General features: G+C 41.7%; 25 protein-coding genes. 12 read left to right on the top strand and 13 right to left on the bottom strand.

Annotated features, from left to right (window positions below; translation table 11 throughout):
- Window positions 1–85: 85 nt before the first annotated feature.
- The 5 genes from OCV39_RS03410 (at window position 86) to OCV39_RS03390 (ending at window position 5,388) form a co-directional block, all read left to right on the top strand.
- Window positions 86–1,801, top strand: coding sequence for a proline--tRNA ligase (locus OCV39_RS03410; protein ID WP_261888953.1), 1,716 nt, complete (start codon window positions 86–88; stop codon window positions 1,799–1,801).
- Window positions 1,802–1,993: 192 nt separating this feature from the next.
- Complete coding sequence (locus OCV39_RS03405; RefSeq protein ID WP_261888952.1) at window positions 1,994–2,710, top strand: tellurite resistance TerB family protein; 717 nt, start codon at window positions 1,994–1,996, stop codon at window positions 2,708–2,710.
- Window positions 2,711–2,958: 248 nt separating this feature from the next.
- Window positions 2,959–3,162 (top strand): YaeP family protein, encoded by a 204-nt coding sequence (locus OCV39_RS03400; RefSeq protein ID WP_017053999.1) that lies wholly within the window; start codon window positions 2,959–2,961, stop codon window positions 3,160–3,162.
- Window position 3,163: 1 nt separating this feature from the next.
- Window positions 3,164–3,355, top strand: coding sequence for a DUF4250 domain-containing protein (locus OCV39_RS03395; protein ID WP_113799055.1), 192 nt, complete (start codon window positions 3,164–3,166; stop codon window positions 3,353–3,355).
- Window positions 3,356–3,600: 245 nt separating this feature from the next.
- Entirely contained in the window at window positions 3,601–5,388 is a 1,788-nt protein-coding gene (locus OCV39_RS03390; protein WP_261888951.1) for a diguanylate cyclase domain-containing protein, read from the top strand.
- A 7-nt stretch (window positions 5,389–5,395) separates the two neighbouring features.
- Here OCV39_RS03390 and OCV39_RS03385 read toward each other — a convergent pair whose 3' ends face one another.
- The 3 genes from OCV39_RS03385 to OCV39_RS03375 form a co-directional block, all read right to left on the bottom strand.
- Window positions 5,396–6,760 carry a sodium-dependent transporter gene (locus OCV39_RS03385; protein WP_390903231.1) on the bottom strand — a complete coding sequence of 455 codons (1,365 nt, stop codon included), beginning with the start codon at window positions 6,758–6,760 and terminating at the stop codon, window positions 5,396–5,398.
- A 246-nt stretch (window positions 6,761–7,006) separates the two neighbouring features.
- On the bottom strand, window positions 7,007–7,750 hold the full coding sequence (locus tag OCV39_RS03380) for a YggN family protein (protein ID WP_113799058.1): 744 nt from the start codon (window positions 7,748–7,750) through the stop codon (window positions 7,007–7,009).
- A gap of 71 nt (window positions 7,751–7,821) precedes the next feature.
- Entirely contained in the window at window positions 7,822–8,304 is a 483-nt protein-coding gene (locus OCV39_RS03375; RefSeq protein WP_136995493.1) for a GreA/GreB family elongation factor, read from the bottom strand.
- A gap of 80 nt (window positions 8,305–8,384) precedes the next feature.
- Between OCV39_RS03375 and OCV39_RS03370 the strand changes: the two genes are divergently transcribed.
- Entirely contained in the window at window positions 8,385–10,304 is a 1,920-nt protein-coding gene (locus OCV39_RS03370) for a RecQ family ATP-dependent DNA helicase (protein ID WP_261888949.1), read from the top strand.
- Between the two features lie 138 nt (window positions 10,305–10,442).
- Here OCV39_RS03370 and dinB read toward each other — a convergent pair whose 3' ends face one another.
- Window positions 10,443–11,513 carry a DNA polymerase IV gene (gene dinB, locus OCV39_RS03365; protein WP_261888947.1) on the bottom strand — a complete coding sequence of 357 codons (1,071 nt, stop codon included), beginning with the start codon at window positions 11,511–11,513 and terminating at the stop codon, window positions 10,443–10,445.
- Between the two features lie 205 nt (window positions 11,514–11,718).
- Here dinB and OCV39_RS03360 point away from each other — a divergent pair, with 205 nt between their 5' ends.
- A complete protein-coding gene (locus OCV39_RS03360) occupies window positions 11,719–12,933 on the top strand; it encodes a diguanylate cyclase (protein WP_261888945.1) in 1,215 nt (404 codons plus the stop codon).
- Between the two features lie 83 nt (window positions 12,934–13,016).
- Here the strand turns inward: OCV39_RS03360 and nqrM are convergent, their stop codons facing one another.
- The 9 genes from nqrM to bolA form a co-directional block, all read right to left on the bottom strand.
- Complete coding sequence (nqrM, locus tag OCV39_RS03355) at window positions 13,017–13,271, bottom strand: (Na+)-NQR maturation NqrM (RefSeq protein WP_017054008.1); 255 nt, start codon at window positions 13,269–13,271, stop codon at window positions 13,017–13,019.
- Between the two features lie 14 nt (window positions 13,272–13,285).
- Window positions 13,286–14,296: an FAD:protein FMN transferase gene (locus tag OCV39_RS03350; RefSeq protein WP_261889466.1), complete on the bottom strand. Its 1,011-nt coding sequence runs from the start codon at window positions 14,294–14,296 to the stop codon at window positions 13,286–13,288.
- A 178-nt stretch (window positions 14,297–14,474) separates the two neighbouring features.
- Entirely contained in the window at window positions 14,475–15,698 is a 1,224-nt protein-coding gene (nqrF, locus tag OCV39_RS03345) for an NADH:ubiquinone reductase (Na(+)-transporting) subunit F (RefSeq protein WP_017054010.1), read from the bottom strand.
- 35 nt (window positions 15,699–15,733) lie between these two features.
- Entirely contained in the window at window positions 15,734–16,330 is a 597-nt protein-coding gene (gene nqrE, locus OCV39_RS03340; RefSeq protein ID WP_017054011.1) for an NADH:ubiquinone reductase (Na(+)-transporting) subunit E, read from the bottom strand.
- Between the two features lie 7 nt (window positions 16,331–16,337).
- On the bottom strand, window positions 16,338–16,970 hold the full coding sequence (locus tag OCV39_RS03335; RefSeq protein WP_017054012.1) for an NADH:ubiquinone reductase (Na(+)-transporting) subunit D: 633 nt from the start codon (window positions 16,968–16,970) through the stop codon (window positions 16,338–16,340).
- Entirely contained in the window at window positions 16,970–17,740 is a 771-nt protein-coding gene (locus tag OCV39_RS03330) for a Na(+)-translocating NADH-quinone reductase subunit C (RefSeq protein WP_017054013.1), read from the bottom strand. The genes OCV39_RS03335 and OCV39_RS03330 overlap by 1 nt, the downstream gene beginning before the upstream one ends.
- Window positions 17,730–18,971 (bottom strand): NADH:ubiquinone reductase (Na(+)-transporting) subunit B, encoded by a 1,242-nt coding sequence (locus OCV39_RS03325; protein WP_017054014.1) that lies wholly within the window; start codon window positions 18,969–18,971, stop codon window positions 17,730–17,732. Before OCV39_RS03325 ends, OCV39_RS03330 begins: the two co-directional genes overlap by 11 nt.
- A 4-nt stretch (window positions 18,972–18,975) precedes the next feature.
- Window positions 18,976–20,316: a Na(+)-translocating NADH-quinone reductase subunit A gene (locus OCV39_RS03320; protein WP_113799068.1), complete on the bottom strand. Its 1,341-nt coding sequence runs from the start codon at window positions 20,314–20,316 to the stop codon at window positions 18,976–18,978.
- A 430-nt stretch (window positions 20,317–20,746) separates the two neighbouring features.
- The gene (gene bolA, locus OCV39_RS03315; RefSeq protein WP_017054016.1) at window positions 20,747–21,055 is read right to left on the bottom strand and encodes a transcriptional regulator BolA; all 309 of its coding nucleotides are present in this window, start codon (window positions 21,053–21,055) and stop codon (window positions 20,747–20,749) included.
- 198 nt (window positions 21,056–21,253) lie between these two features.
- On the opposite strand from bolA, the gene OCV39_RS03310 reads away from it, so the two are divergent.
- From OCV39_RS03310 to OCV39_RS03290, 5 genes are all read left to right on the top strand, one after another.
- Complete coding sequence (locus OCV39_RS03310) at window positions 21,254–22,405, top strand: methyltransferase (RefSeq protein ID WP_261888943.1); 1,152 nt, start codon at window positions 21,254–21,256, stop codon at window positions 22,403–22,405.
- A gap of 65 nt (window positions 22,406–22,470) precedes the next feature.
- Entirely contained in the window at window positions 22,471–23,040 is a 570-nt protein-coding gene (locus OCV39_RS03305) for a YajG family lipoprotein (protein ID WP_017054018.1), read from the top strand.
- Window positions 23,040–23,588: a peptidylprolyl isomerase gene (locus OCV39_RS03300; RefSeq protein WP_261888941.1), complete on the top strand. Its 549-nt coding sequence runs from the start codon at window positions 23,040–23,042 to the stop codon at window positions 23,586–23,588. Before OCV39_RS03305 ends, OCV39_RS03300 begins: the two co-directional genes overlap by 1 nt.
- A gap of 95 nt (window positions 23,589–23,683) precedes the next feature.
- Window positions 23,684–25,057 (top strand): AmpG family muropeptide MFS transporter, encoded by a 1,374-nt coding sequence (locus tag OCV39_RS03295; RefSeq protein ID WP_261888940.1) that lies wholly within the window; start codon window positions 23,684–23,686, stop codon window positions 25,055–25,057.
- Between the two features lie 389 nt (window positions 25,058–25,446).
- Window positions 25,447–26,259, top strand: coding sequence for a nucleoside-specific channel-forming Tsx family protein (locus OCV39_RS03290; RefSeq protein ID WP_261888939.1), 813 nt, complete (start codon window positions 25,447–25,449; stop codon window positions 26,257–26,259).
- Window positions 26,260–26,314 lie beyond the last annotated feature (55 nt).

Genomic DNA, 26,314 nt, shown 5'->3' with positions numbered 1-26,314 from the left:
TGATATCATGATCAGCTCAATTCAATTTATTGCTGCAAAGGCACAATAAATTTTCTTTTATCAATGATGAAACGGATACCATAGAATGCGTACCAGTAACTACCTTCTTTCTACTCTGAAAGAGACTCCAAACGACGCAGAAGTTATCAGCCACCAGCTGATGCTACGTGCAGGTATGATCCGTAAGCTAGCTTCAGGTTTATATACTTGGCTACCTACTGGTCTACGTGTACTGCGTAAAGTCGAAAATATCGTTCGCCAAGAGATCGATAATGCAGGTGCCGTTGAAATCTTGATGCCCGTAGTTCAACCGTTTGAGCTTTGGGAAGAGACTGGCCGTTCTGAAAAGATGGGGCCTGAGCTACTTCGTTTCACTGACCGTCACTCTCGTCCATTCGTTCTTAGCCCAACAGCTGAAGAAGTAGTGACAAGCCTAGTACGTAACGAGATCAGCTCTTACAAACAGCTACCTCTAAACCTGTACCAAATCCAGACTAAATTCCGTGATGAACGCCGCCCTCGTTTTGGCGTAATGCGTGCTCGTGAATTCTCTATGATGGATGCGTACAGCTTTGATATCGACAAAGAAGGCTTAGAAAAGTCTTACCAAGCGATGCACGATGCTTACTGTAAAGCATTCGACCGCATGGGCCTTGAGTACCGTCCAGTATTGGCAGACTCTGGCGCAATCGGCGGCAGCGGCTCTCAAGAGTTCCACGTTCTTGCTGAAAGCGGCGAAGATCTAATCGCATTCTCTTCTGAATCTGATTACGCAGCGAACATCGAGAAAGCAGAAGCACTAGCTCCTACAGAAGAAGTTGCAGCGCCAACTCAAGAGATGGAACTGGTAGATACGCCAAATGCAAAAACAATCGCTGAGCTTGTAGAACAACACGGTCTAGCAATCGAGAAGACAGTTAAGACTCTGTTCGTTAAAGCGTCTGATGAAGTAGACGCTGATATCATCGCGCTAATCATCCGTGGCGACCACGAACTGAACGAAGTGAAAGCAGAAAACCTTCCACAGGTTGCTTCTCCACTAGAGATGGCTGATGAAGCTGCAATCCGTGCACTTGTTGGTGCAGGTCCTGGTTCACTTGGCCCTGTTGGCCTAGAGCTACCATTCATCGTTGACCGCTCTGTTGCTGTAATGAGCGACTTCGGCGCTGGCGCAAACGTAGACGGTAAGCACTACTTCGGCATCAACTGGGGTCGTGACGTTGAGCTTGCTCAAGTTGAAGACCTACGTAACGTTGTTGAAGGCGATCCAAGCCCATGTGGTCAAGGTACTATCCAGCTTAAGCGCGGTATCGAAGTGGGTCACATCTTCCAACTAGGTAATACTTACTCTAAAGCAATGAACTGTAACGTGCTTGGTCCTGATGGTAAGAGCGTAATCCTAGAAATGGGTTGTTACGGTATCGGTGTTTCACGTGTTGTTGCATCTGCTATCGAGCAAAACCACGATAAATTCGGTATTACTTGGCCAGACGCACTAGCGCCGTTCCAAGTAGCTATCGTTCCAATGAACATGCACAAGTCTGAGCGCGTTAAACAGGCGGCTGAAAAGCTATACGCAGATCTAACGGCCAAAGGTATCGAAGTATTATTTGATGACCGTAAAGAGCGCCCAGGTGTTATGTTCAAAGATATCGAACTTGTGGGTATCCCTCACACTATCGTTATTGGTGACCGCAGCATGGACGAAGGTAACTTCGAATACAAAAACCGTCGTACAGGTGATAAAGACGCAGTTGCAATGGACACTGTTGTTGATCATCTATTATCTCAGCTTAAATAAGACCATCATATTTAAGTAATCTGAGTTATGTTTCTCTAAAGGGTTGCCACAATGGCAGCCCTTTTTATTGAGCGTTATTTTTATTGAGTGTTATTCTCGTCGAGTTCCATGATCGCTTTTCTTTCTCACCTGTTAATCCCCTATTCATCTTCATTCATTTAGTCTGACGATATCACTATTCGGAGGTACTTTATGAATCTAACCAGTTTACTTAACCAAGCACTTAATTCTGACATCGTAAAGCAGGGAAAAGAGCAGTTATCCCAAGCATCAAGCTCAAGTAATAATACGCTCAATTCATTAACTAAAGATAAGAGCCAACTTGCGACGCTTGGGGCTGGCGCGGTCGGAGGTGGGATTTTAGGGCTACTTATGGGCTCCAAAAAAACTCGAAAAATGGGCAAAAAAGCCATTGGCGTGACGAGTGCGGCGGCATTAGGAGCGCTTGCATTTAAAGTGTATAAAGATTGGCAGTCTAACCAGCCAGCATCTGCACCTAGCGCCTTAGAGACATCATCAACCTCTTTAGATGCATCAAATCACTCCACCTCACTAACGAATGAAGAGAAGCAAAATACCTTGATTCTGCAAGCGATGATCGCCGCAGCTAAAGCGGATGGACATGTTGATGAACAAGAACAGCACCAAATTCAACAAGCAGTGGAGGCGTTAGGAGCTGATCCTAGTGTGAACTTGTTTGTACAGCAGGAACTTAGTAAGCCTCTTGATCCTGCTGAAATTGCAACCCTTGTCTCTTCCCCAGAAGAAGCCGCAGAGGTGTACTTAGCGTCATTACTTGTGGCTGATGAACAAAACTTCATGGAAAAAGCTTACCTTCAAGAATTGGCTAAGCAACTTAACTTGGCTCCCGACCTTGTTGCTCAACTGAGCGCGCAAATCAGTGAATAGCTAAATTAATAATAGCTGGCTAGTAATAGCTGGTTGATAAATAGAATGTTGATAAGTCGCAGGTTAATGAGTGAATAAATGGTGGATCAGTTGAATAGCTTTGATCGAATATGACACCTGATTTGATGGAAATACCACCAACTCATACCGCTATTTGAGATAGAACAACTCTCACAACAATCTGATTTTGTTTTTCGAGTGCTCACTGTGTATATTGAGACCAGTTATCATTTAGTGAAGGTTAAACCATGAAAATATACGATTGTTGTGATCTAGTAAGAGAACTATACGCACAAATTGGCAGTGGCGATCAGGGCTACATTCCGCAAGCAATCACTTGCGTATTGAAAACACTAAACGACATTGCAGCAGATGAATCACTGCCGAAAGGAACTCGTGAGCGAGCAGCTTTTGCGGCTGCCAATCTATTAATTTCTGATTTCGAGGATTAATATGAACCTGTCTAATTTTGAAAAAATGGACCCAATTATGCTCATGAGCATTATCAACATGAAGCTTCGTGATGACTTCTCTGGAGACTTAAATAAACTCACTGCATACTTCGAAATTGATAAATTAACTTTAGTATCAAAACTGGCTTCTGCCGGGTTTGAATTTATGAGTGAAACGGGGCAGTTCAGATAATCTAAAAGTTAATAATTTGATTAAAATCATTAAAATAATCATAAACTTTTAACTATATCTATATAAATAACAGGATATATGTCTACGCTTATATGTAAGTTCTAATTACGAAGCTAAAGGCATATATGTCTGGAAAAGAAAAGCTCACAACAATACCAAAAACAGTCCGGCGTTCCTTCATACGTGCGGCGATAATCCCCTTTCTATTTGTTGAAGTGACCTTTCTCTGTATTTACTGGCTGAGCGTGACCATTAGTAATGACCAATCTATTCAACTCGCAGTCGATGCCGCTTACGATAGTATTCAAATCCATACGTTAAAAGCGGCGAAAAGAATCGACCACCAGTTAACGTCCATTCAAGCTGCCACAAAAATCTTTGCCTCTCAAACAAGTTGGGTTCTCAATAGTGATGATGCAACAAAGATATACGCCGACAATTTAGCGTTATCACCTGATGGTGTGTACCACACGACACACAATAATGGCGGTTCTTCCGTTTACTACAGCGCGATTAATACCATAGACAAAGAGCAGAAAGAAAAAGTCGCTGTGACCGCCACCCTCGACCCACTAATGAAGTCCATTCATGGCTCGAACGACCTAATCCAGCAGGTGTATATCAATACTTATGACTCATACAATCGGCTTTATCCATATATAAACACCTTGACGACATTCTCAAGCGAAATCGACTTGATTGATTTTAACTTTTACTACCTGGCAGATTTAAAACATAACCCCAACAGAGAAGCGGTTTGGACAGATGCTTACTTAGATCCCGCCGGCTCAGGGTGGATGATTTCCTCCATAGCCCCTGTTTACTCCACAGCAGAACCAGACAAATTAGAAGCGGTTGTCGGGGTCGATATCACCTTGAAGTCGATAATAAAAGAAATGCTAAATATCCAAATTGGTTGGTTAGGCTACGCAATGATTATTGATCAAAATGGATCGATAATCGCAATGCCAGAAAGAGCTGAAAAAGATTTTGCACTGAAAGAACTCACTTCTCACCAATATACTCAGCACATCGATCAGGACCAATTTAAGCCCAGTCGTTTTAATTTAAAAACACACCCAAAAACCCAAGAGTATATCTCTACATTACTTTCGACTCCTCAAGGATCCACCTTAATCACTTTAAACAACCCAATGATAATGAGTTGGGCTCAAGTACCAGGAACGGATTGGAAGTTAGTGTTTCTTGCGCCATCCAAACAGATTGAACGTCGCTATTTCGACATCAAACAAAATTTGGCAAACATTGGTTGGCTAATGGTGGCGGGGCTATTTTTCTTCTATCTTATTTTCTTCTTCTATATCACTCACCGCTCCGCTCGTATCGGCGAATCGTCCGTATCTGAACTAAACAGCATTCTTAAACTCGTTCAAAGTATTGGCCAAGGAAATTATCAGCAGCAGAAACCAAGGATGAAGTTTGCTGAGCTTGATAATCTAGCAAACCATGTCGTTGAAATGGGCAATAAATTAGGCGACGCTTACAATGCTATCGCCAAAGCAGAGTACCATGCTGGGCACGATAAGCTCACAGGTCTTCCAAATCGCTATTTAATGGAAGACTACCTAAAACAGTCCATTGCTTTAGCTCAGAGGCATCATCAAAAGATCGCTGTGATATTCATTGATTTAGATAAATTTAAACAAGTTAACGATCAACTCGGCCATTATGTCGGGGATATCGTATTACAATCGGTGGCTTCTCGGATTCAAAGGAACTTACGAAAGTCCGATATTGTGGCGCGATTAGGTGGTGATGAATTTATTGTGATACTCAATGACATCGAAGATACTGACCCCGTCATTAACCTCATTGATGCGCTCAAAGAGAGCATTTCCCAGCCAATAGCGTATAAAACCGGAAGCTGTACTATCGAAGCAAGTATGGGTTATGCGATCTACCCTGATCACGCAAACAATAGCCAAGACTTAGTCAACTATGCCGATGAAGAGATGTATAAACAGAAGCCAGTAAAGAATACATCATCCACTGGCTCTGTTTTATATCGCTAAAAGTCGCTTAAAAAGAGGCCCAAATAACGGTTGCAACTAAAATGGGGCACACAAACTTCACATACATTGGCCAAATTTTACCGAATAAGCCTAGCTGAAAATCAGGGCAACCTTGCTCTAGCTCTTTAATCTTAGATTGTCGGCTCCATACCCAACCACCAAAGAGGCAGAAGAGTAATGCGGCACTGGGTTGTAAGTATTGCGTCGCCACAGTTGCGACTAAACCAAATAGCGCACCAAAATTATAAACGATGACCACACTAAACAGAGCAATCAACCCGCCAAGGATCCAGCTCGTCGGTGTACGGCGAGTGTTGAAACGTTCACTCACTAGCGCTACAGGGCACTCTAACATTGAGATAGATGATGTTAATGCCGCAATAGTCAGCAGAAGGAAAAAGACAACCGCGAACAGTTGACCTAAAATGCCTAAACTATCAAACATAAGAGGTAAAACAGTAAAGACTAGTGTATCTGAACTAAGCAAAGAGCCATCTTCAGCGTAGATTTGAACGCCTTTTTGCATTGCCACAAACATTGCAGGCATAACAACCAGACCCGCAATGAAAGCGACAGCAGTATCGACTAGAGTCACGTTCATCGCCATTTTGGGTAGGTTCTCTTTCTTACTCAAGTAAGAACCATAAATCAGCATCGAACAGCCACCAATCGTCAGCGAGAAGAATCCTTGTCCCATGGCTGCCAATATGAGCTTCTTGTCCCAAATCTTATCGAAATCGGGAATCAGGTAATGCTCTAAACCCTGCATCGCTCCATCTTGCATCATGATGTAAATAAATAGGACGCCAAACAAGATAAACAGAGCGGGCATTAATCGTGTAGACCACTTTTCGATCCCTTGTTTAACACCACCCTGTACAATCAAGATAGTTAGAACATAAAAGATAATCGTACCGAACAAGTTTCGCTCAACACTAAAACCTTTAAACCATGCCGTTGCAGCATCAAGCCCCGCCAATTCAGTTAACGCTCCCAACAAGAAGCAAATCAACCAACCACCGACAATACTGTAAAAAGCTAAAACTGCACTAGGAACACTTAAGCCTATCCAACCGATTAGCCCACCTACATTCTTACCCATCGGGTTAGAAGTTAGTGAGCGCATACTATCAACAGGATTAGCTTGACCGTGACGACCAATTGCCATTTCAACAATTAGCATAGGGAGGGCAACAACTAAGATCATGACTAAATAGACAAGCAAAAATGCACCGCCACCATTACTTGCCGCTTGAGTAGGAAATCCCCAAATATTACCTAAACCAACAGCAGCACCAGCGGCGGCCAGAATAAATCCAAGGCGAGAGCCAAAGTGCTCACGGGGTTGTGATGAGGATCTGTTTTCTATCATGCTTTCTACCTAAAAGTACTTACAAACTAGCGTGCTAGTACATTATTGCAAATAGACACTTTGCTCAAATAGGAACGTTCATAATTTAAACAAGTTTGGGATTTAATATTATATCGGTATGTAAAAGTATTTTTACAGTTGGGAGTACTTAAAGAGTATGAAAGCTAAAATAGACTTGGAAGGCAGGCAATTAGCTCATACAAAAAAAGCACCATGGGGTGCTTTTTATTAATAAAGAAGCTGATGTTAAATAGTAAACACTTGATAGTTCTTCAATTCAGGAATCTTCTCATGCAACTCTTGCTCTTGTTCTGCTACTTCATCAAGAGACTCACAATAAATCTGCGCTTCTTTCTCTATAACTTTCGACTGCTCTGTCACTTTAGCCGCTAATTTCTCTTTTAATTCGGCCATCTTATTGGCAAGTTCAGTAAAATTAATACCACCATCTTGTTTCATTTTCTCAGACATCGCATCAAAGGCGCTGGTAAAGAATTCGCTATTAAATACCTCTTGAGCTTTATCAAAATCTTTTTGCCAATTTTGAATAAAGGAGTCAAACGCATCTTTCTGTAAAACGAACTCATCACCTTGGTAATAGCGAGCTTCTACGTCAGCAAAAAATGCCTCTAAAGCCGTCTTAACTTTATTGAACGACTCCGAGTTATCAAAGCTCACTGAAACATCATCAATAATGTCATTCGCTAGGTTCAGTCCATCATTGGCAATATCTTTTGCACGAGGTAGATAAGCATTCATTTTCTCACGGTACTCTTCAATCGCTTGCTGTTGCTTATCATCAAGCTGAATTTTTTCTCCGTGGATATAAAGGTGATTATCATCATTGATCAGAACTTTCGGAGTACCATCTTTATATATCTCTAAATCTGAGCCATTGAGGTGCACCTCATTCTCAATATCAACATTACACTGCACCGCATAAACACTTGAACTGAGAGTTAAGGCCATTACGCCAATTACTGATTTCATACGCACCTCATAAACATTAAACCTATTCATTAACGGTATCAGACATTAACAAATAGTAAGTAAAAATTGGGTCAAGAAACCTGTGCGATTTCGTAACTGACACTTTTTGAGCCTATCGTCAGCTCTATTTCATCCCCTACTTGCTTCTTATTAAGCAGCGCACCTAATGGGGCATGAGGCGTCAATACCGCCACCCGATTGCCTTGGCACTCAACTATCAACCCTCCAGACGTTGGCCCAATGAAAAACCAACGGGCCTGATCGTCTTCATCAATTAGCTGAACTAAAGCGCTCATACCAATCGCACTCTTGTCATCAAACTCTCGTAATACCAGTTCTCGAAAAGTCCGAATATCATCTTCACACTCTTGTACTCGTAAAGCTTGCCCATGAGCCAAATAAGACGCCTCCAATGCTAAAGTGTCGTATTTATGCTCAGGCACTGTCTCTTCATCTGTCGCTGCATCAATCGCACGTTGAGTCGCATCAACGGCAACTTGATGGTTCATTTCTAAACGTTGCAAAATGATTTGCTGTAGATCGTATTTATTCATTCTATTTACAACTCTTTTCATTAGACGTTCAAGGATAGAATTAAGTACCATAGAGCGCCAGCAAAAAAGGAGACCGATTGATGGTTGAACAGACGCTAAAACAGTATTTTGGATTTGATAGCCTAAGAAAGGGACAATCGGATGTTATTCATCATGTTCTTGAAGGACACTCTGCCGCAGCTATCTTTCCTACTGGATCGGGGAAGTCTCTTTGCTATCAACTTCCAGCAATCGAGCTCCCGCACTTAACTTTGGTGATCTCTCCTCTGTTGGCCCTAATGAAAGATCAATTACAATTTCTACACTCTAAAGGCATCGCTGCCGCTTCTATTGATTCGAGCCAAGAGAGAGAACAGACTCAGCAAGTGATGCAAGCGGTACGCAATGGCGAAATTAAGATCTTAATGATTTCAGTCGAAAGATTGAAAAACGAACGATTCAGACATTTTATCTCTCAAATACCAATGTCTCTGCTAGTGGTGGATGAAGCACACTGTATCTCTGAGTGGGGCCACAACTTCAGACCCGATTATTTAAAGCTTCCACAATATCAACAGGCATTAAAAATCCCGCAAGTTTTGCTTTTAACAGCTACGGCGACGCCTAATGTTATTGAAGATATGCAGAGTAAGTTTGCCATTCAAAAAGAGCACATTACGATCACGGGTTTTTATCGATCTAACCTCGACCTGGCTATTTCACCGAGTGTTGAAGAGCATAAAACCGACAGTTTGATTGATATCATCGCTCCTACACCAGATGAACCTACCATCGTATATGTCACGTTGCAGCACTCAGCAGAGCAGGTCGCCAAAACCCTACAACATGCAGGCATCTCGGCTCACGCGTACCATGCTGGTCTTAAAACTGAACAGCGAGAATTCATTCAGCAGCAATTCATGCAAGGTAAAATAAACTGTATTGTGGCAACCATAGCGTTTGGGATGGGAGTAGATAAAGCCAATATTCGCCGCGTCATTCATTTTGATTTACCTAAATCAATTGAGAACTACTCTCAGGAAATTGGACGAGCTGGCCGAGATGGACAAGATTCGGTTTGTACCTTGTTGGCGAACGCAAATGGCCTGAATGTGCTTGAGAATTTTGTCTATGGAGACACTCCAGATAAAGCGTCGATTCGGTATGTGGTGGAGCAGATCTACGCACAGCAAAAACCTTGGGAAATCATGCTCAATCGATTATCTCGAGATTCCAACATTCGCCAATTACCACTCAAAACGCTATTAGTCTACTTAGAACTCGCGGGGGTTATCGAACCTAAATACAGCTACTTTGCAGAGTATAAATTCAAGTTTATCCAAACCCAACAACAAATCATCTCCCACTTTCAGGGCGAGCGGCAACATTTTGTGCATGCAATTTTCCAGTGCGCACCAAAGGCCAAAACATGGTGCACTTTAGACTTTGAAGCATTATGGATGAATTATCAGGCAGATAGGCAGCGTGTGATAGCCGCGATTGATTACTTCAATGAGCAAGGATGGATTGAGCTTGAAAGCAAGCAGATCACTGATGTATTCCAAATCACCAATACTCAAACACCAATCGATGAGTTAACTGAACACCTTTATCAGCTTTTTCATCAAAAAGAGCATAATGAGATAAAACGAATTAAAGCGATGGTTAACTTTTTTGAAGAGTCAGAATGCTTAAGTCACAAGTTGGCGAACTACTTTGCGGATCATCATGCACCAGCCAAATGTGGGCATTGCTCTGTTTGTCGAGGCAATCAGGCAAAACTGCCAAGCACGTATCTCGGAGAAGCTAATGTCAGCCAGCTTGGTTCTTGGATAACCACCCTTTTAGCCGCAAGCTCCGACCCACTGACCAATGAGGCCATTACGCGTTTCCTGTGTGGGATCACTACGCCACTTTCCACAAAATTAAAAGCAGGCAAAATGGAAGGTTTCGGTAAACTTGAGCTAATGCCTTTTGATGAGGTTAGGCAGTTGGTGATCAAGCATCAAAGCTCTTCTTAGTATCAAGTTCTTCTTAGTATCAAGTTCTTCTTAGTCTTATGCTCTGGCTCTGGTTCTGGTTCTGGTTCTGGTTCTGGTTCTGGTTCTGGTTCTGGTTCTGGTATAGCAACCTATGCCCAAATGCGATTTAAATGCTAGTTAAAAAAAACTGAGTTGTTTCATTTGGGCTTCAGGTTTAAGCATGACGTTTAAGCCAAGTAAACGGATCTCTCGTCCTTTTTGACGCTGTAATATATCTCGTAGCAAGCCTTTGAAGTCATCCAGCTCTAGTTGATGATGTATATGCTCAATCGTAGTCTGTTGAAAATCAGCAAACTTCAACTTAATACCTTGTTTGATGATCGCTTTATCAGCCGTTGCCTTGCCTAATCTTCGGTCTAATTCCGGAAAAAGCTGCCCTTCAATCACTTGCCAACACTGCTCGTAACTAGAGATATTTTGGCTGAACGTCCTTTCAACGCCGACGGATTTTCGTTCTCGCTCAACCACGATTTCTCTGTCATCAATACCATGGCTACGCTTCCAAAGAGAAGCACCTTGACGCCCAAACTTAAGCAGTAATTCACGGTAATCACTATTCTTAATATCTTCACAAGTATAGAAGCCTGCCTGATTTAGTTTCTCTAAGCTAACTTTTCCCACTCCTGGGATTTTTTCCAATGGCAACTTATCGACAACTGCTTGCACTTGATCTGGAGGAATAACAAACTGCCCGTTAGGCTTATTCATATCCGAAGCGACTTTCGCGAGAAACTTAATTGGAGCGACACCAGCAGAAGCAGTTAAATTAAGCTCTTGCCAAATATCGTTGCGAATCGCTTGTGCAATCAAGGTCGCAGAACCTTGGCATAAGGTTGACTCCGTCACATCAAGATATGCTTCATCCAGCGATAAAGGCTCAATTAAATTGGTATAACGGGAAAAAATCTCTCGAATATGCGTGGAGACCTCTTTATAAACCTGCATTCTTCCAGGTACAACAAGTAGGTGCGGACATAGTTTTAATGCTTGGCCCGTGGGCATTGCGGAACGAATTCCAAATTTTCGAGCTTCGTAATTGCAGGTACTCAGCACGCCACGCTGTTTTTCATGCCCTCCAACCGCTAAAGGTCGATTTCTATATTCGGGGTTATCTCGAACCTCCACAGCAGCAAAAAAACAATCCATATCAACGTGGATTATTTTCCTAATTTTATCTATTGCGGTCATCACTACATCCCCCAATTATCGAACTGTATATAATACCAGTATAATTATTCATTGGTAAATTGGTAATTATGGCGTTTCCCCCTCAATATTAATGATAAAGTAGTAATTAAACATAAATTCACCAATGATTTATAAAAATATCATTTTTTATGATAGACGTGAGTCTGTACAATTTGAATCAATACTGATCGATAGGGACATTTGATTGAGTAATAAAATACTAGTCGTTGAAGACAGTCGGGCGTTTCGTAGCTATTTACATCAGCAACTCACTCAAATAGGTTGCGAGGTGGTACTGGCGGAGTCTGTCGAACAAGCGAGAATAATTTTAAATTCAGAGTCTGATTTTTTATGTACCGTGCTCGATTACTGCTTACCAGATGGTCAAGACGGTGAAATTATTGACCTAGTTTTAAGCTTTAATCACAGAGTTATTGTCCTCACGGCTATGGTTCAAGAAAATGCCCGTGAGCAAATACTGTCTAAAGGTGTGCTCGACTATATTTTTAAAGATAGCCAAGCTTCCATTGCCTACTTACTCATTTTAGTTCAGCGACTGATTAATAACCGAAACCATAAAGCCCTCGTTGTTGATGATTCGTCGACGGTCCGACGCCATGTAGTACAGCTTTTAGAGCATCAATACATTCAGACCATTGAAGCTGAAAATGGTAATCAGGCGATCTCTCTTCTCCAGAAGCACCCTGATATCACCTTAATTATTACGGATCACGATATGCCTGAAAAAGATGGCATTCAAATGACTCGTGACATCCGTATGACCTATGATAGAAATCAACTTGCCATTTTAGGGTTATCAGGTAGTGATGACAGAGCAATGACCGCGCGTTTTCTTAAGGCGGGAGCAAACGATTTTTTATACAAACCATTTAATCAAGAAGAGTTCTTCTGTCGTGTCCATCAGGTTTTAGACATGAAAGAAGCCACTGACAAATTGTATAAAATGGCTAATCAAGACGCGCTTACTGGCTTATGGAATCGACGCTACCTGTTTAATCAAGTTTGTGATGGTTGTAATAAGCGCAATATTGCGATGATTGATATTGACCATTTCAAAAAGGTAAACGACACCTATGGTCATGATGGTGGTGACAGCGTTTTAGTCACTCTAAGCCATATATTAAGCATTTACTTTAAAGATGACGTGGTTGCCCGCTTTGGTGGTGAAGAGTTTTGTATTCAATCATGCTCACCGTTTAACGAATTCATCCAACAATTGGAAAGAATGAGAAAACGAATAGAGAAGACCGAGATCAGTCATAATGGCGAACCAATATCCATTACCATCAGTGTCGGCACATCTAACACCCCAGCAAGCTTAGATGAGCAGATAACTCAAGCCGATGATCGACTGTATCAAGCCAAAAATGAGGGAAGAAATAGGATTGTGTATGAATGATAGTGGTACTCATCAGATAAAATAAAACCCAAAACAAACTGTTTTGGGTTTTGAGAAATATCATATTGTTCTAAGCGGTTTGCTTAAGCGATTCGGTCTTTTTCCCATGCAGCAAGTTGCTCATTTCGAGCGGCAAGTTTTTCTTCTCGCATCGCTTCTCTCGCTTCACGCTTCTTACGTGCATCACAAGGTTCAGGACAATTACATACCTTATCGATACCTACAGCACCAAGACCGCCACAGCTTCCTTTCACTACCTTTTTCTGTACGATGTAACCAACCGACATCGCCACAACAAAAGCTAGAAACGCTCCGAATGTAATCAAAAATGTATTCATTTTATCGCTCGCTCTTATTTATATTTCTTCATAAATGGTTTGAATGCTTCAGAAGCGATCTCTTCAAATCCGCCTTCTGTTTTCACAACCATAAATACAGGTATGTTTTTCTGATTTGCGACTTCCATGCCTTTCTCTTCCCCCAACACCATTAAGCCAGTAGCTAAACCATCAGCTGTCATCGATGAAGGATCCAATACCGTCACAGAGACCACTTTATGACGAATTGGCTTACCCGTTTCTGGGTTAATAATATGGGAATAACGAATCCCATCTCTTTCAAAATAAATTCTGTAATCACCAGATGTCGCAACCGCCATGTCACCCGGTTCAATAATTTCTTGAATAGTACGCTCATCAGCACTTGGTTTTTCAATCGCGATACGCCAGCCGATGTCTTCTCGGTTTTTCCCTTTCAGACGAATTTCACCACCGACTTCAACCATGTAATCAAGAATTCCTTGAGACTCAAGGTAATCAGCAACAACATCAACCCCCCACCCTTTTGCAATCGTTGATAAATCAACATACAGGTTAGGGATATCCTTAGTTAACGACGAACTCGTCGCTGTCAGGTGTTCAATACCAACATTCGCCTGACGGGCTTTAAGCTCTTCATCAGTAGGTACAACTTCCGGTCTTGCCTCTGGACCAAAGCCCCATAAATTCACTAAAGGCCCAACGGTTACATCTAATGCACCTAATGTAAGACCGTTCAAACGTATCGCTTCTTTCACAACCAATGCCGTTTGCTTTGATACTTCGAATGCATCTAAACCTTGATACTGGTTAAAACGGCTTAGCTCAGAGCCTTTTCGATACGTCGACATCTGATCATTAACTTCTTCGAGTAAGCGATCAATTTCAACTTGAAGCGCTTCAGCTTTAGGTGTGTTCTCAAGTGTTATGTACTTAACATTGTAGCTTGTCCCCATCGTAGGACCACTTAAATGCACCTGTTCACGAGGTTGCGTACAAGCAACAATAGTTGTAATCGAGATAAGTGTCACAAACCAAAATTTAATATTTTTAGCTAGGTGAATAATACTGAATTTCACTAGCAACTCCTTGAGTATAAATAACTGATTTATAGGTACTCACCAAAAAAGGGAATCAATGAATAGCTATAAATGAATAATCTAATTCTAAAAAACAAATGGCTGACTCCAAAGAGTCAGCCATAGATTCAATCACTTAGGTAGATTAACCACCAAAGTCATCAAGCAAGATGTTTTCATCTTCAACACCAAGATCTTTCAGCATGCCGATTACAGCAGCATTCATCATTGGTGGACCACACATGTAATATTCACAATCTTCTGGTGCTTCATGATCTTTCAAGTAGTTTTCATAAAGTACGTTGTGAATAAAGCCTGTGTAACCATCCCAGTTATCTTCTGGCTGAGGATCTGAAAGTGCACAATGCCATACGAAGTTTTCATTCGCAGCCGCTAGGCCGTCAAAATCTTCAATGTAGAACATTTCACGTTTAGAACGCGCACCGTACCAGTAAGACATCTTACGAGTAGAGTTAAGACGCTTAAGTTGGTCGAAGATATGAGAACGCATTGGAGCCATACCAGCACCACCACCAATGAAGACCATCTCATTGTCAGTTTCTTTTGCGAAGAACTCACCAAATGGACCAGAAATTGTACACTTATCACCTTCTTTCAGTGACCAGATGTAAGATGACATCACGCCTGGTGGCACGTCTGGGTTGTTTGGCGGCGGAGTCGCAATACGTACGTTAAGCTTAATAATGCCTTTCTCTTCTGGGTATGACGCCATAGAGTAAGCACGAATCGAAGGTTCAGTAACGATTGACTCATAACGGAACAAGTTAAACTTATCCCAGTCACCACGATACTCTTCTGGAATATCGAAATCAGCGTATTTGATGTGATGCGGTTCAGCTTCAATCTGGATGTAACCACCAGCTTTAAACGGAACTTCTTCACCTTCTGGGATCGCAAGAGCAAGTTCTTTGATGAAGGTTGCTTCGTTATCATTAGAGATAACAGTACATTCCCATTTTTTAACACCAAAGATCTCTTCTGGAAGTTCGATTTCCATGTCAGTTTTAACGGCTACCTGACATGCTAGACGTTCGCCTTCACGAGCTTCACCTTTGCTGATGTGGCTAAGTTCTGTTGGTAGAATATCGCCACCGCCAGATTTAACTTTTACACGACACTGACCACAAGAGCCACCGCCACCACAAGCAGAAGAAACGAAAATACCACTACCCGCCATTGCGTTAAGTAGTTTGTCACCTGGAGAAGTTTTAAATGCTTTCTCTGGGTCACCGTTTACTGAGATAGTCACGTCACCTGACGGTACAAGCTTAGATTTAGCAAATAAAATTACTAATACTAGAACAAGTACAATCAGAGTAAACATCACTACTCCAAGAATAATATCCATCAACTATTCCTTAAATATTGTGCGGTTTACCCGACTTACAGTTGAACACCAGAGAAAGACATGAAGCCTAACGCCATCAAACCTACTGTGATGAAAGTGATGCCTAGACCACGAAGGCCTGGAGGTACATCTGAATATTTCATCTTCTCACGAATACCAGCAAGTGCCACGATAGCTAACATCCAACCCACACCAGAACCAAAGCCGTATACCACTGACTCAACGAAGTTATAATCACGTTGAACCATGAAAGATACACCACCAAAGATCGCACAGTTAACTGTGATCAGCGGAAGGAAGATACCAAGTGCGTTGTACAAAGGTGGGAAAAAGCGATCCAGTACCATCTCAAGGATTTGTACTAGAGCTGCAATTACACCAATGAAGGTAATGAAGTTAAGGAAGCTTAAATCCACGCCATCAAGCAACGCATTCTCTTTTAGTACAAATGTGTAAACCAAGTTGTTTACAGGAACAGCAATCGTCAATACAACAACAACGGCAATACCAAGACCAAAAGAGGTTTTCACTTTCTTTGAAACCGCTAGGAATGTACACATACCTAGGAAGAAAGAGAGCGCCATATTTTCAATGAAGATCGATTTAACGAGTAAACTAATATAATGTTCCATTTTTACCTTACTCCTTCGCTTCTACTTGTTCAGGTCGAATGATACGGATAGCCCAGATCATGAAACCGATTAAGAAGAACGCCGATGGTGCGAGTAGCATCATACCGTTTGGTTGATACCAGCCACCTTCACTGATTAGAGGTAGAACCTCCATGCCGAACAACTTACCTGAACCGAATAGTTCGCGGAAAAATCCAACAGTAATCAGAACGAAACCGTAGCCTAAGCCATTACCAATACCATCAATAAGAGAAGGAATTGGCGCTGATTTCATTGCAAATGCTTCCGCACGACCCATTACGATACAGTTCGTAATGATCAAACCAACGAATACAGAAAGCTGCTTAGAAATATCGTATAAGTAAGCTTTAAGTACTTGGTCTACCACGATTACTAGAGATGCAATGATCGCCATTTGAACGATAATACGCACACTACCAGGAATATGGTTGCGAATTGAAGAAACAAAGAAGTTAGACAGTGCTGTTACAAAAGTTACAGCAAGCGTCATTACAAAGGCAGTTTCTAATTTAGTGGTTACCGCAAGAGCAGAACACACACCAAGAACTTGTAACGCGATAGGGTTGTTATCCAACACTGGCGCTAAAATGCTCTTTTTAATATCGTTTGCACTAGCCATTAGTTCAAACCTCCATCACGCACTTTAGCTAGGAAAGGACCAAAGCCTTCATCACCTAACCAGAAGTCAAAAGTACCTTGAACACCGTTACCCGTTAAGGTTGCGCCAGATAGGCCATCAACGCCGTGTTCAGAACCTTGAGGAGCGCCACCTTTAACCACTTTAATCGCTGGTTTATGGTTCTCATCAAACAGTTTCTTACCCACGAATTGAGCACGCCATCTTGGGTTTTCTACTTCACCACCAAGTCCAGGAGTTTCACCCTGTTCGTAGTAAGTAATACCCGCAACAGTGTTACCATCGGTTTCTACTGCAACAAATGCGTACATCATCGACCAAAGACCACTACCGTGAACCGGAATGATAACTTTTGATACAGCACTGCCATCTTTAACTAGGTATACAAGACCTTCGTTAGCGCGGCGGATGATTTTCGCTTTATCTTGTTCAGCAGTCAGTTTGATCGATAAGTTCTTATCTTTAGCCGCTTTACGCTGGTCGTAAGTTGCAGCATCGCCGTCAACAAACTCACCAGTAGAAAAGTCAACCAGACGAGGTTCGATGTACTGAGCGAAAAGATCAGGGATCTTCTTACCTTCAGTATCAAGACCTGCAACTTCAACAATCTTACTTTGCTTATCTAGCACTGCATTTGCTTTCTGCTTATCACGCAGGCTAACAGCTGCTGTTGATACGATGATTGAGCACACTAGGCTCAATGCGATAACAACAAACAGCGTCTTTTTAATGCTATCGTTATTACTTGCCATAGCGAGCTAGTCTCCGTTTGATATTCTTCTCGATCACAATGTGGTCGAACAGAGGAGCAAATAGGTTAGCGAATAGAATCGCCAGCATCATACCTTCTGGGTATGCTGGGTTAACAACACGAATCATCACACACATTGCGCCGATAAGGATACCGTAAGCTAACTTACCTTTATCAGTAAATGATGCAGATACAGGGTCGGTTGCCATGAAGAACATACCGAATGCAAAACCACCAAGTACTAGGTGCCAGTGCCAAGGCATGCTAAACATTGCGTTAGTATCTGAACCTACTAGGTTAAATAGTGTTGAAACCGCGATCATACCTAGCATTACACCGACAATGATGCGCCATGAAGCAATGCCCATGTAAACAATCATTGCAGCACCAAGCATAAGAGCTAGTGTAGACACTTCACCAATAGAGCCTGGAATGTTACCAACGAATGCATCCATCCAAGTGATAGCTTCACCTGTCACGATATTCATTAGTTCACCGCTACCACCTTGAGCCCATTGGCTAAGAGCAGTTGCGCCAGAGAAACCATCAGCTGCAGTCCATACTACGTCACCAGAAATCTGTGCAGGGTATGCAAAGAAAAGGAACGCACGGCCAGCAAGTGCAGGGTTTAGGAAGTTACGACCTGTACCACCAAAGATCTCTTTAGCTACGACAACACCAAAGGTAATACCTAGTGCTGCTTGCCATAGAGGAAGCGTCGGTGGAACAATCAGTGCGAATAAAATAGAGGTAACAAAGAAACCTTCGTTAACTTCATGTTTACGCACCATACAGAACAACACTTCCCAAAATCCGCCCACTAAAAAGACAGTAGCGTAAATTGGTAGGAAGTAAGTCGAACCCAGTAGCATTTTACTGCCCCAACCTGCATCCGCAGAGATGGAACCGCCAAGCATTTCTGTTAACCAGTAATGCCAGTTACCTGCTACCACTGATACTAGTTCAGCACCAGAGTACATATGTGTTAGCGCAGCGATCGCTTGACCACCAGCGTTATACATACCCCAGAACATTGCTGGGAATACGGCTAACCAAACCATAATCATGATACGTTTTAAATCAACGCTATCACGAACATGCGAGCTACGTTTTGTTACTGTACCAGGCGTGTAGAACAACGTTGCCGTTGCTTCATACAGTGCAAACCATTTTTCATGTTTGCCGCCAGGTTCAAAATGATGCTCGATGTCTTCAAGAAACTTCTTAAGCATGGAATTATCCTTCCTTCTCAATCTTGTCTAGGCATTCACGAAGTAATTGACCATATTCGTACTTACCTGGACATACAAAGGTGCACAATGCCAAATCATCTTCATCTAATTCAAGAGCACCAAGGCTCTGTGCGCTATCGATGTCACCAGCACATAGATCACGAAGAAGCAATGTAGGTTCCATATCAAGTGGCATTACTTTTTCGTAATTACCAATTGGAACCATTGCACGATCACTACCATTCGTTGTCGTTGTCATATTAAACAACTGACCATTGAATAAGTGACCAAGGAATGAGCGAGTAACAGAGAACTTATTCTTACCAGGCATAGCCCAACCGAATAGCTCTTTCTCGCGACCTTCACGAAGAACAGACACTTGCTGATGGTAACGGCCAAGGAAAGCATGAGGGCCGGTAGCATGAACACCATTCAGAACAGAACCTGAAATAACACGAACTTCGCCAGGAATTAACTCATTATCCGTTAACTCATCAAGGCTAGCACCAAGCTGAGTACGAACAAGACGAGGGTTATTTACCACTGGACCCGCAAGAGAAACAACACGATCTGTGTAGATTTCACCGGTAAGGAAAAGCTTACCGAAAGCGATAACGTCCTGATAGTTAATGCTCCACGCAACATTTTCAGCATTTACCGGATATAGGTAATGCATGTGCGTACCAGCAAGACCTGCTGGGTGAGGGCCATCAAAAACGTGTTCTTCGATGTTTGGTTGAGCCGAACGAGGAAGGCTTGTACCTTTTTTACAAACGTACACCTTGCCATCAGTTAGAGTCGATAGAATGTCCAGGCCGGCAATAAATGCATCAGACTGTTCATTAATAATCAATTCAGGCTCTGCTGCGAGTGGATTGGTATCCATAGCAGTAACGAAAATGGCCTGAGTTGTAGACTCAATGGCTGGAACCTTGCTGAACGGACGAGTTCGCAGAGCGGTCCATGAACCAGACTCAATTAACTGAGCTTTAACCGCTTGACGGTCAAGTTTAGCTAATTGGCTAGCTTCAAAGCTATCAAACGTAATTTGCTCATTACCTGCAACTTCAATAACAACAGATTGAAGTACACGTTTAGCACCACGATTAATTTCGATAACTTTACCGCTTGCTGGAGAAGTAAATTTAACGCCCAAATTCTTCTTATCTTCAAAAAGAATTTGACCTTTTTTTACTTCATCACCAACGCGAGCATGCATCGTAGGACGCATACCAACGTACTCTTCGCCAAGCAAGGCGACTTTATTGATGGACTTACCATCATTAATCACCTGGGATGGAGTTCCTGCAATAGGAAGATCCAAGCCCTTCTTTATTGTAATCATACGCGCTTGCACTACTTTATCGGGAAAAAGATTCTTTAATTGCGTAACATTTAGACACGACATTTAAGTGTCCGGCCTTAGTATAATGACACACCAAGATCGCAACATTCTCTTAAAAAGACAATTACAATCAGTAATTGCTATTTATTAGGTGCAGTAGTTTAGCATCTTTTTAGAATGGGATGCCATGACCAACCGCTTGAATAGACATTTTATTTACGAGGAATTGCTGTATATAGGCTTGCGAATATTGATAACTTTGATGTGTCGCACAATTACTCACCGCATTATACTTTAGAGGTATACCAATATTCATAAATGGAAATATTTTACTTTAAATCCATTACATTTCTCACATGTTGAAACACTGTTAATTTTCTTCTTATCAACACAGCATATATAAAGAGCAAAACCTATTTATAAAAACCGATTATTTATCTCCCCCCATACACATCGGGCTATCAGGCACGCCATCTCTTTCGATTCTCCATTCTGATTCCGTGTATGTGTGGATTGAAAGCGCATGAATGTTATTTTTCAATTCGTCAGCTAATGCAACATTAATAAGCCTATGTCGAGCAATGAGTCTCTTGCCTTCGAACTCGTTACTGACAACAATCACTTTAAAGTGACTCTCAGAACCAGGGGGAACGTTATGCATGTAGCTTTCGTTTATCACATTCAAATACTCTGGCTTAAAAGTATTATGTAGTTTCGACTCTATCACTTCTTGGATCATTGCTCTTCCTTAGTATTCCAACAGAATTTATTCATTCATGTTTTAAGTATAAACTTTGGCTCAAATTATGTCTGTAGGGTTTTCATGGCCGAGTTATTTTCTAACTTCAAGCCATGAGATTCGATGTTTTTGTATCTTGTTTAACAAGGTTTTGCGACAATAGTTTCGTTAATCCTCCAATGTAAGCGCCAATAAACTATGAAAACTGAACTGACCCTTCATGACCGCACCCTGACCCTGAATCGTTTTCCAAAGCGATCAAATGAAACATTACAGGCGTGGGATGCCGGAGATGAGTACCTCATCAATCATGTGGAAGATATGAAACTGGAACCTGGTAAGCATATCTTGATACTCAATGATAATTTTGGCGCGTTATCTTGTTGGTTCTCAGAGAAACATCAAGTCACAATGATGAGCGACTCTTACGTATCTCATTCAGGCACATTAAAAAATTTACAACGCAATCAATGTGGACGAATCACTTTTTTGAACTGTATGGACGAGATCCCTGAGTTTATCGATTTGGTTTTGTTTCAATTACCGAAAAGTAATCGTCATCTTGTATGGCAACTTAACCAGCTAAGAAAAGCACTTCCTAAGGGCTGCCCTGTCATTGGTGTCAATAAAGTAAAAGAGATCCATACTTCAACGTTAGATCTGTTTGAAAAATACTTAGGAACTACCACCACCTCTTTGGCAAAAAAGAAGCATCGCCTTGTATTTTCGGCGCCTGACTGCGAACCCGTTTTAGACGTCAACCCGATCACTGAGTGGGACGTGGATGATGAAGATATCCACTTGAAGAATTTACCAAATGTTTATTCAGGTGAAGGTCTAGACCTTGGCGCTCGTTGTTTGCTCGATCACATTCCTCAAGATCCTGAGTTACGTCATATTATTGATTTAGGCTGTGGTAATGGCGTGCTTTCTGTTAAAGCTGGTCAACTTAACCCAGAAGCTCGAATTACTTGTATTGATGAAAGCTTTATGGCGATAGATTCAGCAAAACAAAACCTTTTAGACAATTTAGGTCCAGATCGCCAAGTTCAGTTCATCGCCAATAACTGTTTAGATGGATTCAAGAAAAACAGCACCTATCTCGTATTGTGTAATCCTCCATTCCATCAGCAGCAAGCCATCACCGATCATATCGCGTGGCAGATGTTCTGTGATGCGAAGCATGTTCTTAGCAATGGAGGCAAATTAATTGTTATTGGAAACCGTCACCTCGGATACGATGTAAAGCTGGCTAGATTATTTGGTGAGGCGAATGTTGAAACTCTTGAACTCAATAATAAGTTTGAAGTTTTACAAGCCACTAGAGAGCCTGCTAACTTTAACAAATAACTGAATTTATAGTATATATCGGTAACTCTCGCGCCACCGATGATGTATTTGACAAGGAAATAGTAATGAAAAAATTGATTTTAGTCGCTTCAATGGCTCTATTGACAGCCTGTGCAGCACCACAGCAAGAACAGATTAATCTGGCTCCCAAAGCTACCTTGAGCCAAAATGACATTGTTAAAGGCAAAACATTAACACTAACCAGTAAAGATGTTCGCGCCGCTCAGTACGTTGCTCTACTCAATAATGGCCGCTCGAACATTCTGCCAATTCATGCGAAGCAGAATATGAGAATATCTTTAGAGAACGTTCTTGCTGATCAATTCTCATCTCAAGGTTTCAATGTCACTGTCGCAAGCGAGAACTCGATTACCTTAGAGATCCAAGAAGCTCTGATTACTGTACAACACTCAGTAATGGAAAACGAAATGGAAGGTAAAGTTACATTAGAAGTTACCGCTGAAACTCCGAAAGGAAAACTAGTGAGAACTTACAATGGTACAGCACAACGCACTGGAACGTTAAGCGCATCAAATGAAGACGTCGAGATGGTTTTAAACGATGTGATCAATTTGGTATTAGCTGAAATCGCCAACGACCAAGAGCTGCAAACCTACATGAAGGAACGTTTCTAATGAATCGCCTACTTTTATCCGCTTTGCTACTGGTTAGTGGCGTCTCTTGGGCAAGCCCTCAAGTGGTATTTGAAACTACATTGGGCTCTTTTACTGTCTCTTTAAATGAAGAAAAAGCACCCATCAGTGTCGGAAATTTCATTAAATACGTAAATGACGGTAGCTATGTTGGCAGCCAGTTCCACCGTGTTATCCCTGGTTTCATGGCTCAAGGTGGCGGCTTTGATAAAGATATGAAACGTCTTCCAACTTATTCTCCAATAAGTAATGAAGCGTCTAATGGTTTACAAAACAACCAAGCGACCATCGCAATGGCAAGAACAAACGATCCTAACTCTGCCACTCGCCAATTTTTCATCAATTTTGGTAACAATAATTTTCTAGATTATGGCCAACGTCCACCAGGTTATGCTGTATTTGGTAAAGTAACGAAAGGTTTTGATATTATACAGGGTATGGCAAATAAACCCACTCACAGTTTACGTGGTATGAAAGATGTTCCTGTAGAACCCATCATTATCACTAAAGCGACACTTATTAACGATTAATACTTCTTCATGTCTCGTGTTTGATCATCTAATGCCTAGAATCTCATTCTAGGCATTATTCATTCAGCTTAGAAGAATCAACAAGGATTGGTTTTATGCCTTCAACTTCCTCCCCTTCTTGGATGGACACCTTCCGCAGCTTTTTAGACAAACGCTTACTTTGGGTATTCATGCTTGGTTGTTCAAGCGGCTTTCCTTGGGTATTGATCGGCTCAAATATGTCCGGTTGGTTAAAAGATGCTGGCTTAACCCGTGCAGCTATTGGGTACTTTGGTTCTGTCTTTGCCGTTTATGCGATTAACTTTCTATGGGCTCCTCTAGTCGATCGAGTAAAGCTACCTTTTCTGCATTCTGTTTTAGGTCAACGCCGTAGCTGGATCTTCCTTTGCCAATCAGCCATTCTCATTTGCACTCTATTTATAGCAGGAGTCAATCCCGCTAATGATTTAATGTTCACCTCAATGTTGGCTCTTGGCATTGCTATCGCCTCATCGACTCAAGATATTGCGATTGATGCCTTTCGTATCGATACTTTCCCTAAATCCGAATCAACTAAACTTCCTCAAGCCTCTGCGATGGCGGTAATGGGTTGGTCGACAGGTTACTCGCTTCCAGGTTATCTAGCCTTTATCAATGCTGACTCAATTGGCTGGAATGGCGTTTATTACGGTATGGCTATTATAGTGGTCGTGCTAATGGTCTTTACTCTTTTAGCAAATGAGCCGAACACCAATCGTGAACAACTACAGCATCAAGCAGAAGCTCGCCACAACAAAGTGGTTGGTTCCAAATTTATCGCTTGGATCAGCGTTACCGTGATCGAACCATTTTATGACTTCTTTAAGCGTAATGGCGTGCAAGTTGCGATCACGCTATTGCTGTTTGTTTTCCTTTTTAAAATCGGAGAAGCTTTCCTTGGGCGCATGTCGATCACTTTCTATAAAGAGGTGGGCTTTAGTAATGAGCAGATAGGCTACTACTCTAAGCTTATCGGTTGGGGCGTTACTCTACTATTTACCTTCATTGGCAGCTTATTTAATGTCAGGTTTGGTATCGTTCGTGGTTTGATGATCGGTGGTATTGCTATGGCAGCGAGTAATTTGATGTTTGCTTGGATAGCAAATGTAGGGCCAAGTGAGAACCTATTCTTAGCGACAATCATCGTAGATAACTTTACCACCGCCTTCTCAACGATTGCCTTTGTCTCTTTCTTAACGGTATTAACAGGACAAGCTTTTTCGGCAACTCAATATGCTCTGCTCGCCTCTCTAGGCAACTTTGGCAGAACCACTCTGGCGTCATTCAGTGGTGAATTGGTCGATTACCTTAATGACTGGTCAACTTTCTTTATAATCACGGCACTGATGGTTCTTCCAAGCTTATTCATGCTTTACAGACTGCGCCATTACTTCACGGATCTACTTCATCAAGCCCAACAGCGAAACCTAAATGAGAGCTCTGATAAGTAAAGTGAAGCTGAACACAATTATTTAGTTCACCGACAAAGGAGGCTTATATGCCTCTTTTGTGTTTTTCATAACCTCACATTTTTTCAGACATTCACTGTTTTTGTTGTTTTTTCGATTGCGACATATCTCACACAAATAAAGAAACAGAATATGTAAGCTCACTTTCCCACGCAAAATGTAACGACTTAAATCACACAAATAATGCAACAAAATGTAATTTAAATTTAGTTCCGCAAAAGAGTTTTACAGCGTGATCATGATCACCATATTTGTTTGTTTTTCCGCCTTTCGTCACTACCAATTAAAAATTTTGCCGCTATTATTCTCGCCATCAGGAATACGGCTTAGATCGTATCCATCAATTAAATGCAAACATAGAGAGTCCCCTTATGCGCAAATCACTTCTAGCTCTTGGTTTAATGGCAGCAGCAACAACTGCTCCTGTTATGGCTGCAGATTACTCTGACGGCGATATCCATAAAAATGATTACAAATGGATGCAGTTCAACCTAATGGCTGCTATCGATGAACTTCCTGGTGAATCTTCTCACGATTACCTAGAGATGGAATTTGGCGGCCGCAGTGGAATTTTTGACCTATACGGTTACGTTGATATTTTCAACCTAGCTACAAATAAAAGCAGCGACAAAGCTGGTGCAGCAAAATCTTTCATGAAATTCGCGCCACGTATGTCTATCGATGGTCTAACAGGTAAAGATCTTTCTTTCGGTCCTGTGCAAGAGCTATATGTAGCAACTCTATTTGAATGGTCTGGTGATTCTGAAGGCGCGTTTGGTGTAAATAACCAAAAAGTTGGCCTAGGTTCAGACGTTATGGTTCCATGGTTAGGTAAAATTGGCCTAAACCTTTACGGTTACTATGATGGCAACGAGAAAGATTGGAACGGTTACCAAGTATCTACTAACTGGTTTAAACCATTTTACTTCTTCGAGAACGGTTCATTCATCTCTTACCAAGGTTACATCGACTACCAATTCGGTATGGATGACAAAGCTGGCAACAAATTCGGCTCAACAGCTAGTAACGGTGGTGCAATGTTCAACGGTATCTACTGGCACTCAGATCGCTACGCTGTTGGTTACGGCTTAAAAGCATATAAAGATGTGTACGGCATTAAAGACTCAAGTGGCTTAAAATCTTCAGGTGTTGGTCACTATTTTGCAGTTACTTACAAGTTCTAATTCAACTTGAAGTAATCTTCCAAAATGGCGCTATTGAGCGCCATTTTTTATTGCT

The organism is Vibrio cortegadensis, from assembly GCF_024347395.1.
GTDB lineage: Bacteria > Pseudomonadota > Gammaproteobacteria > Enterobacterales > Vibrionaceae > Vibrio > Vibrio cortegadensis.
The sequence above is the reverse complement of the archived record's forward strand: the minus strand, read 5'-3'. Positions and strand labels throughout refer to the sequence as shown.

Bases quoted from the DNA above. Each gene is read 5' to 3' on its own strand.
- OCV39_RS03405 (WP_261888952.1), top strand. From the start codon at position 1,994: ATGAATCTAACCAGTTTACTTAACCAAGCACTTAATTCTGACATCGTA.
- OCV39_RS03380 (WP_113799058.1), bottom strand. From the start codon at position 7,750: ATGAAATCAGTAATTGGCGTAATGGCCTTAACTCTCAGTTCAAGTGTT.
- OCV39_RS03290 (WP_261888939.1), top strand. From the start codon at position 25,447: ATGCGCAAATCACTTCTAGCTCTTGGTTTAATGGCAGCAGCAACAACT.
- OCV39_RS03375 (WP_136995493.1), bottom strand. From the start codon at position 8,304: ATGAATAAATACGATCTACAGCAAATCATTTTGCAACGTTTAGAAATG.
- OCV39_RS03385 (WP_390903231.1), bottom strand. From the start codon at position 6,760: ATGATAGAAAACAGATCCTCATCACAACCCCGTGAGCACTTTGGCTCT.
- OCV39_RS03395 (WP_113799055.1), top strand. From the start codon at position 3,164: ATGAACCTGTCTAATTTTGAAAAAATGGACCCAATTATGCTCATGAGC.
- OCV39_RS03295 (WP_261888940.1), top strand. From the start codon at position 23,684: ATGCCTTCAACTTCCTCCCCTTCTTGGATGGACACCTTCCGCAGCTTT.
- OCV39_RS03335 (WP_017054012.1), bottom strand. From the start codon at position 16,970: ATGGCTAGTGCAAACGATATTAAAAAGAGCATTTTAGCGCCAGTGTTG.
- dinB (WP_261888947.1), bottom strand. From the start codon at position 11,513: ATGACCGCAATAGATAAAATTAGGAAAATAATCCACGTTGATATGGAT.
- OCV39_RS03370 (WP_261888949.1), top strand. From the start codon at position 8,385: ATGGTTGAACAGACGCTAAAACAGTATTTTGGATTTGATAGCCTAAGA.
- bolA (WP_017054016.1), bottom strand. From the start codon at position 21,055: ATGATCCAAGAAGTGATAGAGTCGAAACTACATAATACTTTTAAGCCA.
- OCV39_RS03305 (WP_017054018.1), top strand. From the start codon at position 22,471: ATGAAAAAATTGATTTTAGTCGCTTCAATGGCTCTATTGACAGCCTGT.
- nqrM (WP_017054008.1), bottom strand. From the start codon at position 13,271: ATGAATACATTTTTGATTACATTCGGAGCGTTTCTAGCTTTTGTTGTG.
- OCV39_RS03410 (WP_261888953.1), top strand. From the start codon at position 86: ATGCGTACCAGTAACTACCTTCTTTCTACTCTGAAAGAGACTCCAAAC.
- OCV39_RS03325 (WP_017054014.1), bottom strand. From the start codon at position 18,971: ATGCTTAAGAAGTTTCTTGAAGACATCGAGCATCATTTTGAACCTGGC.
- OCV39_RS03400 (WP_017053999.1), top strand. From the start codon at position 2,959: ATGAAAATATACGATTGTTGTGATCTAGTAAGAGAACTATACGCACAA.
- OCV39_RS03330 (WP_017054013.1), bottom strand. From the start codon at position 17,740: ATGGCAAGTAATAACGATAGCATTAAAAAGACGCTGTTTGTTGTTATC.
- OCV39_RS03310 (WP_261888943.1), top strand. From the start codon at position 21,254: ATGAAAACTGAACTGACCCTTCATGACCGCACCCTGACCCTGAATCGT.
- OCV39_RS03300 (WP_261888941.1), top strand. From the start codon at position 23,040: ATGAATCGCCTACTTTTATCCGCTTTGCTACTGGTTAGTGGCGTCTCT.
- OCV39_RS03320 (WP_113799068.1), bottom strand. From the start codon at position 20,316: ATGATTACAATAAAGAAGGGCTTGGATCTTCCTATTGCAGGAACTCCA.
- nqrF (WP_017054010.1), bottom strand. From the start codon at position 15,698: ATGGATATTATTCTTGGAGTAGTGATGTTTACTCTGATTGTACTTGTT.
- nqrE (WP_017054011.1), bottom strand. From the start codon at position 16,330: ATGGAACATTATATTAGTTTACTCGTTAAATCGATCTTCATTGAAAAT.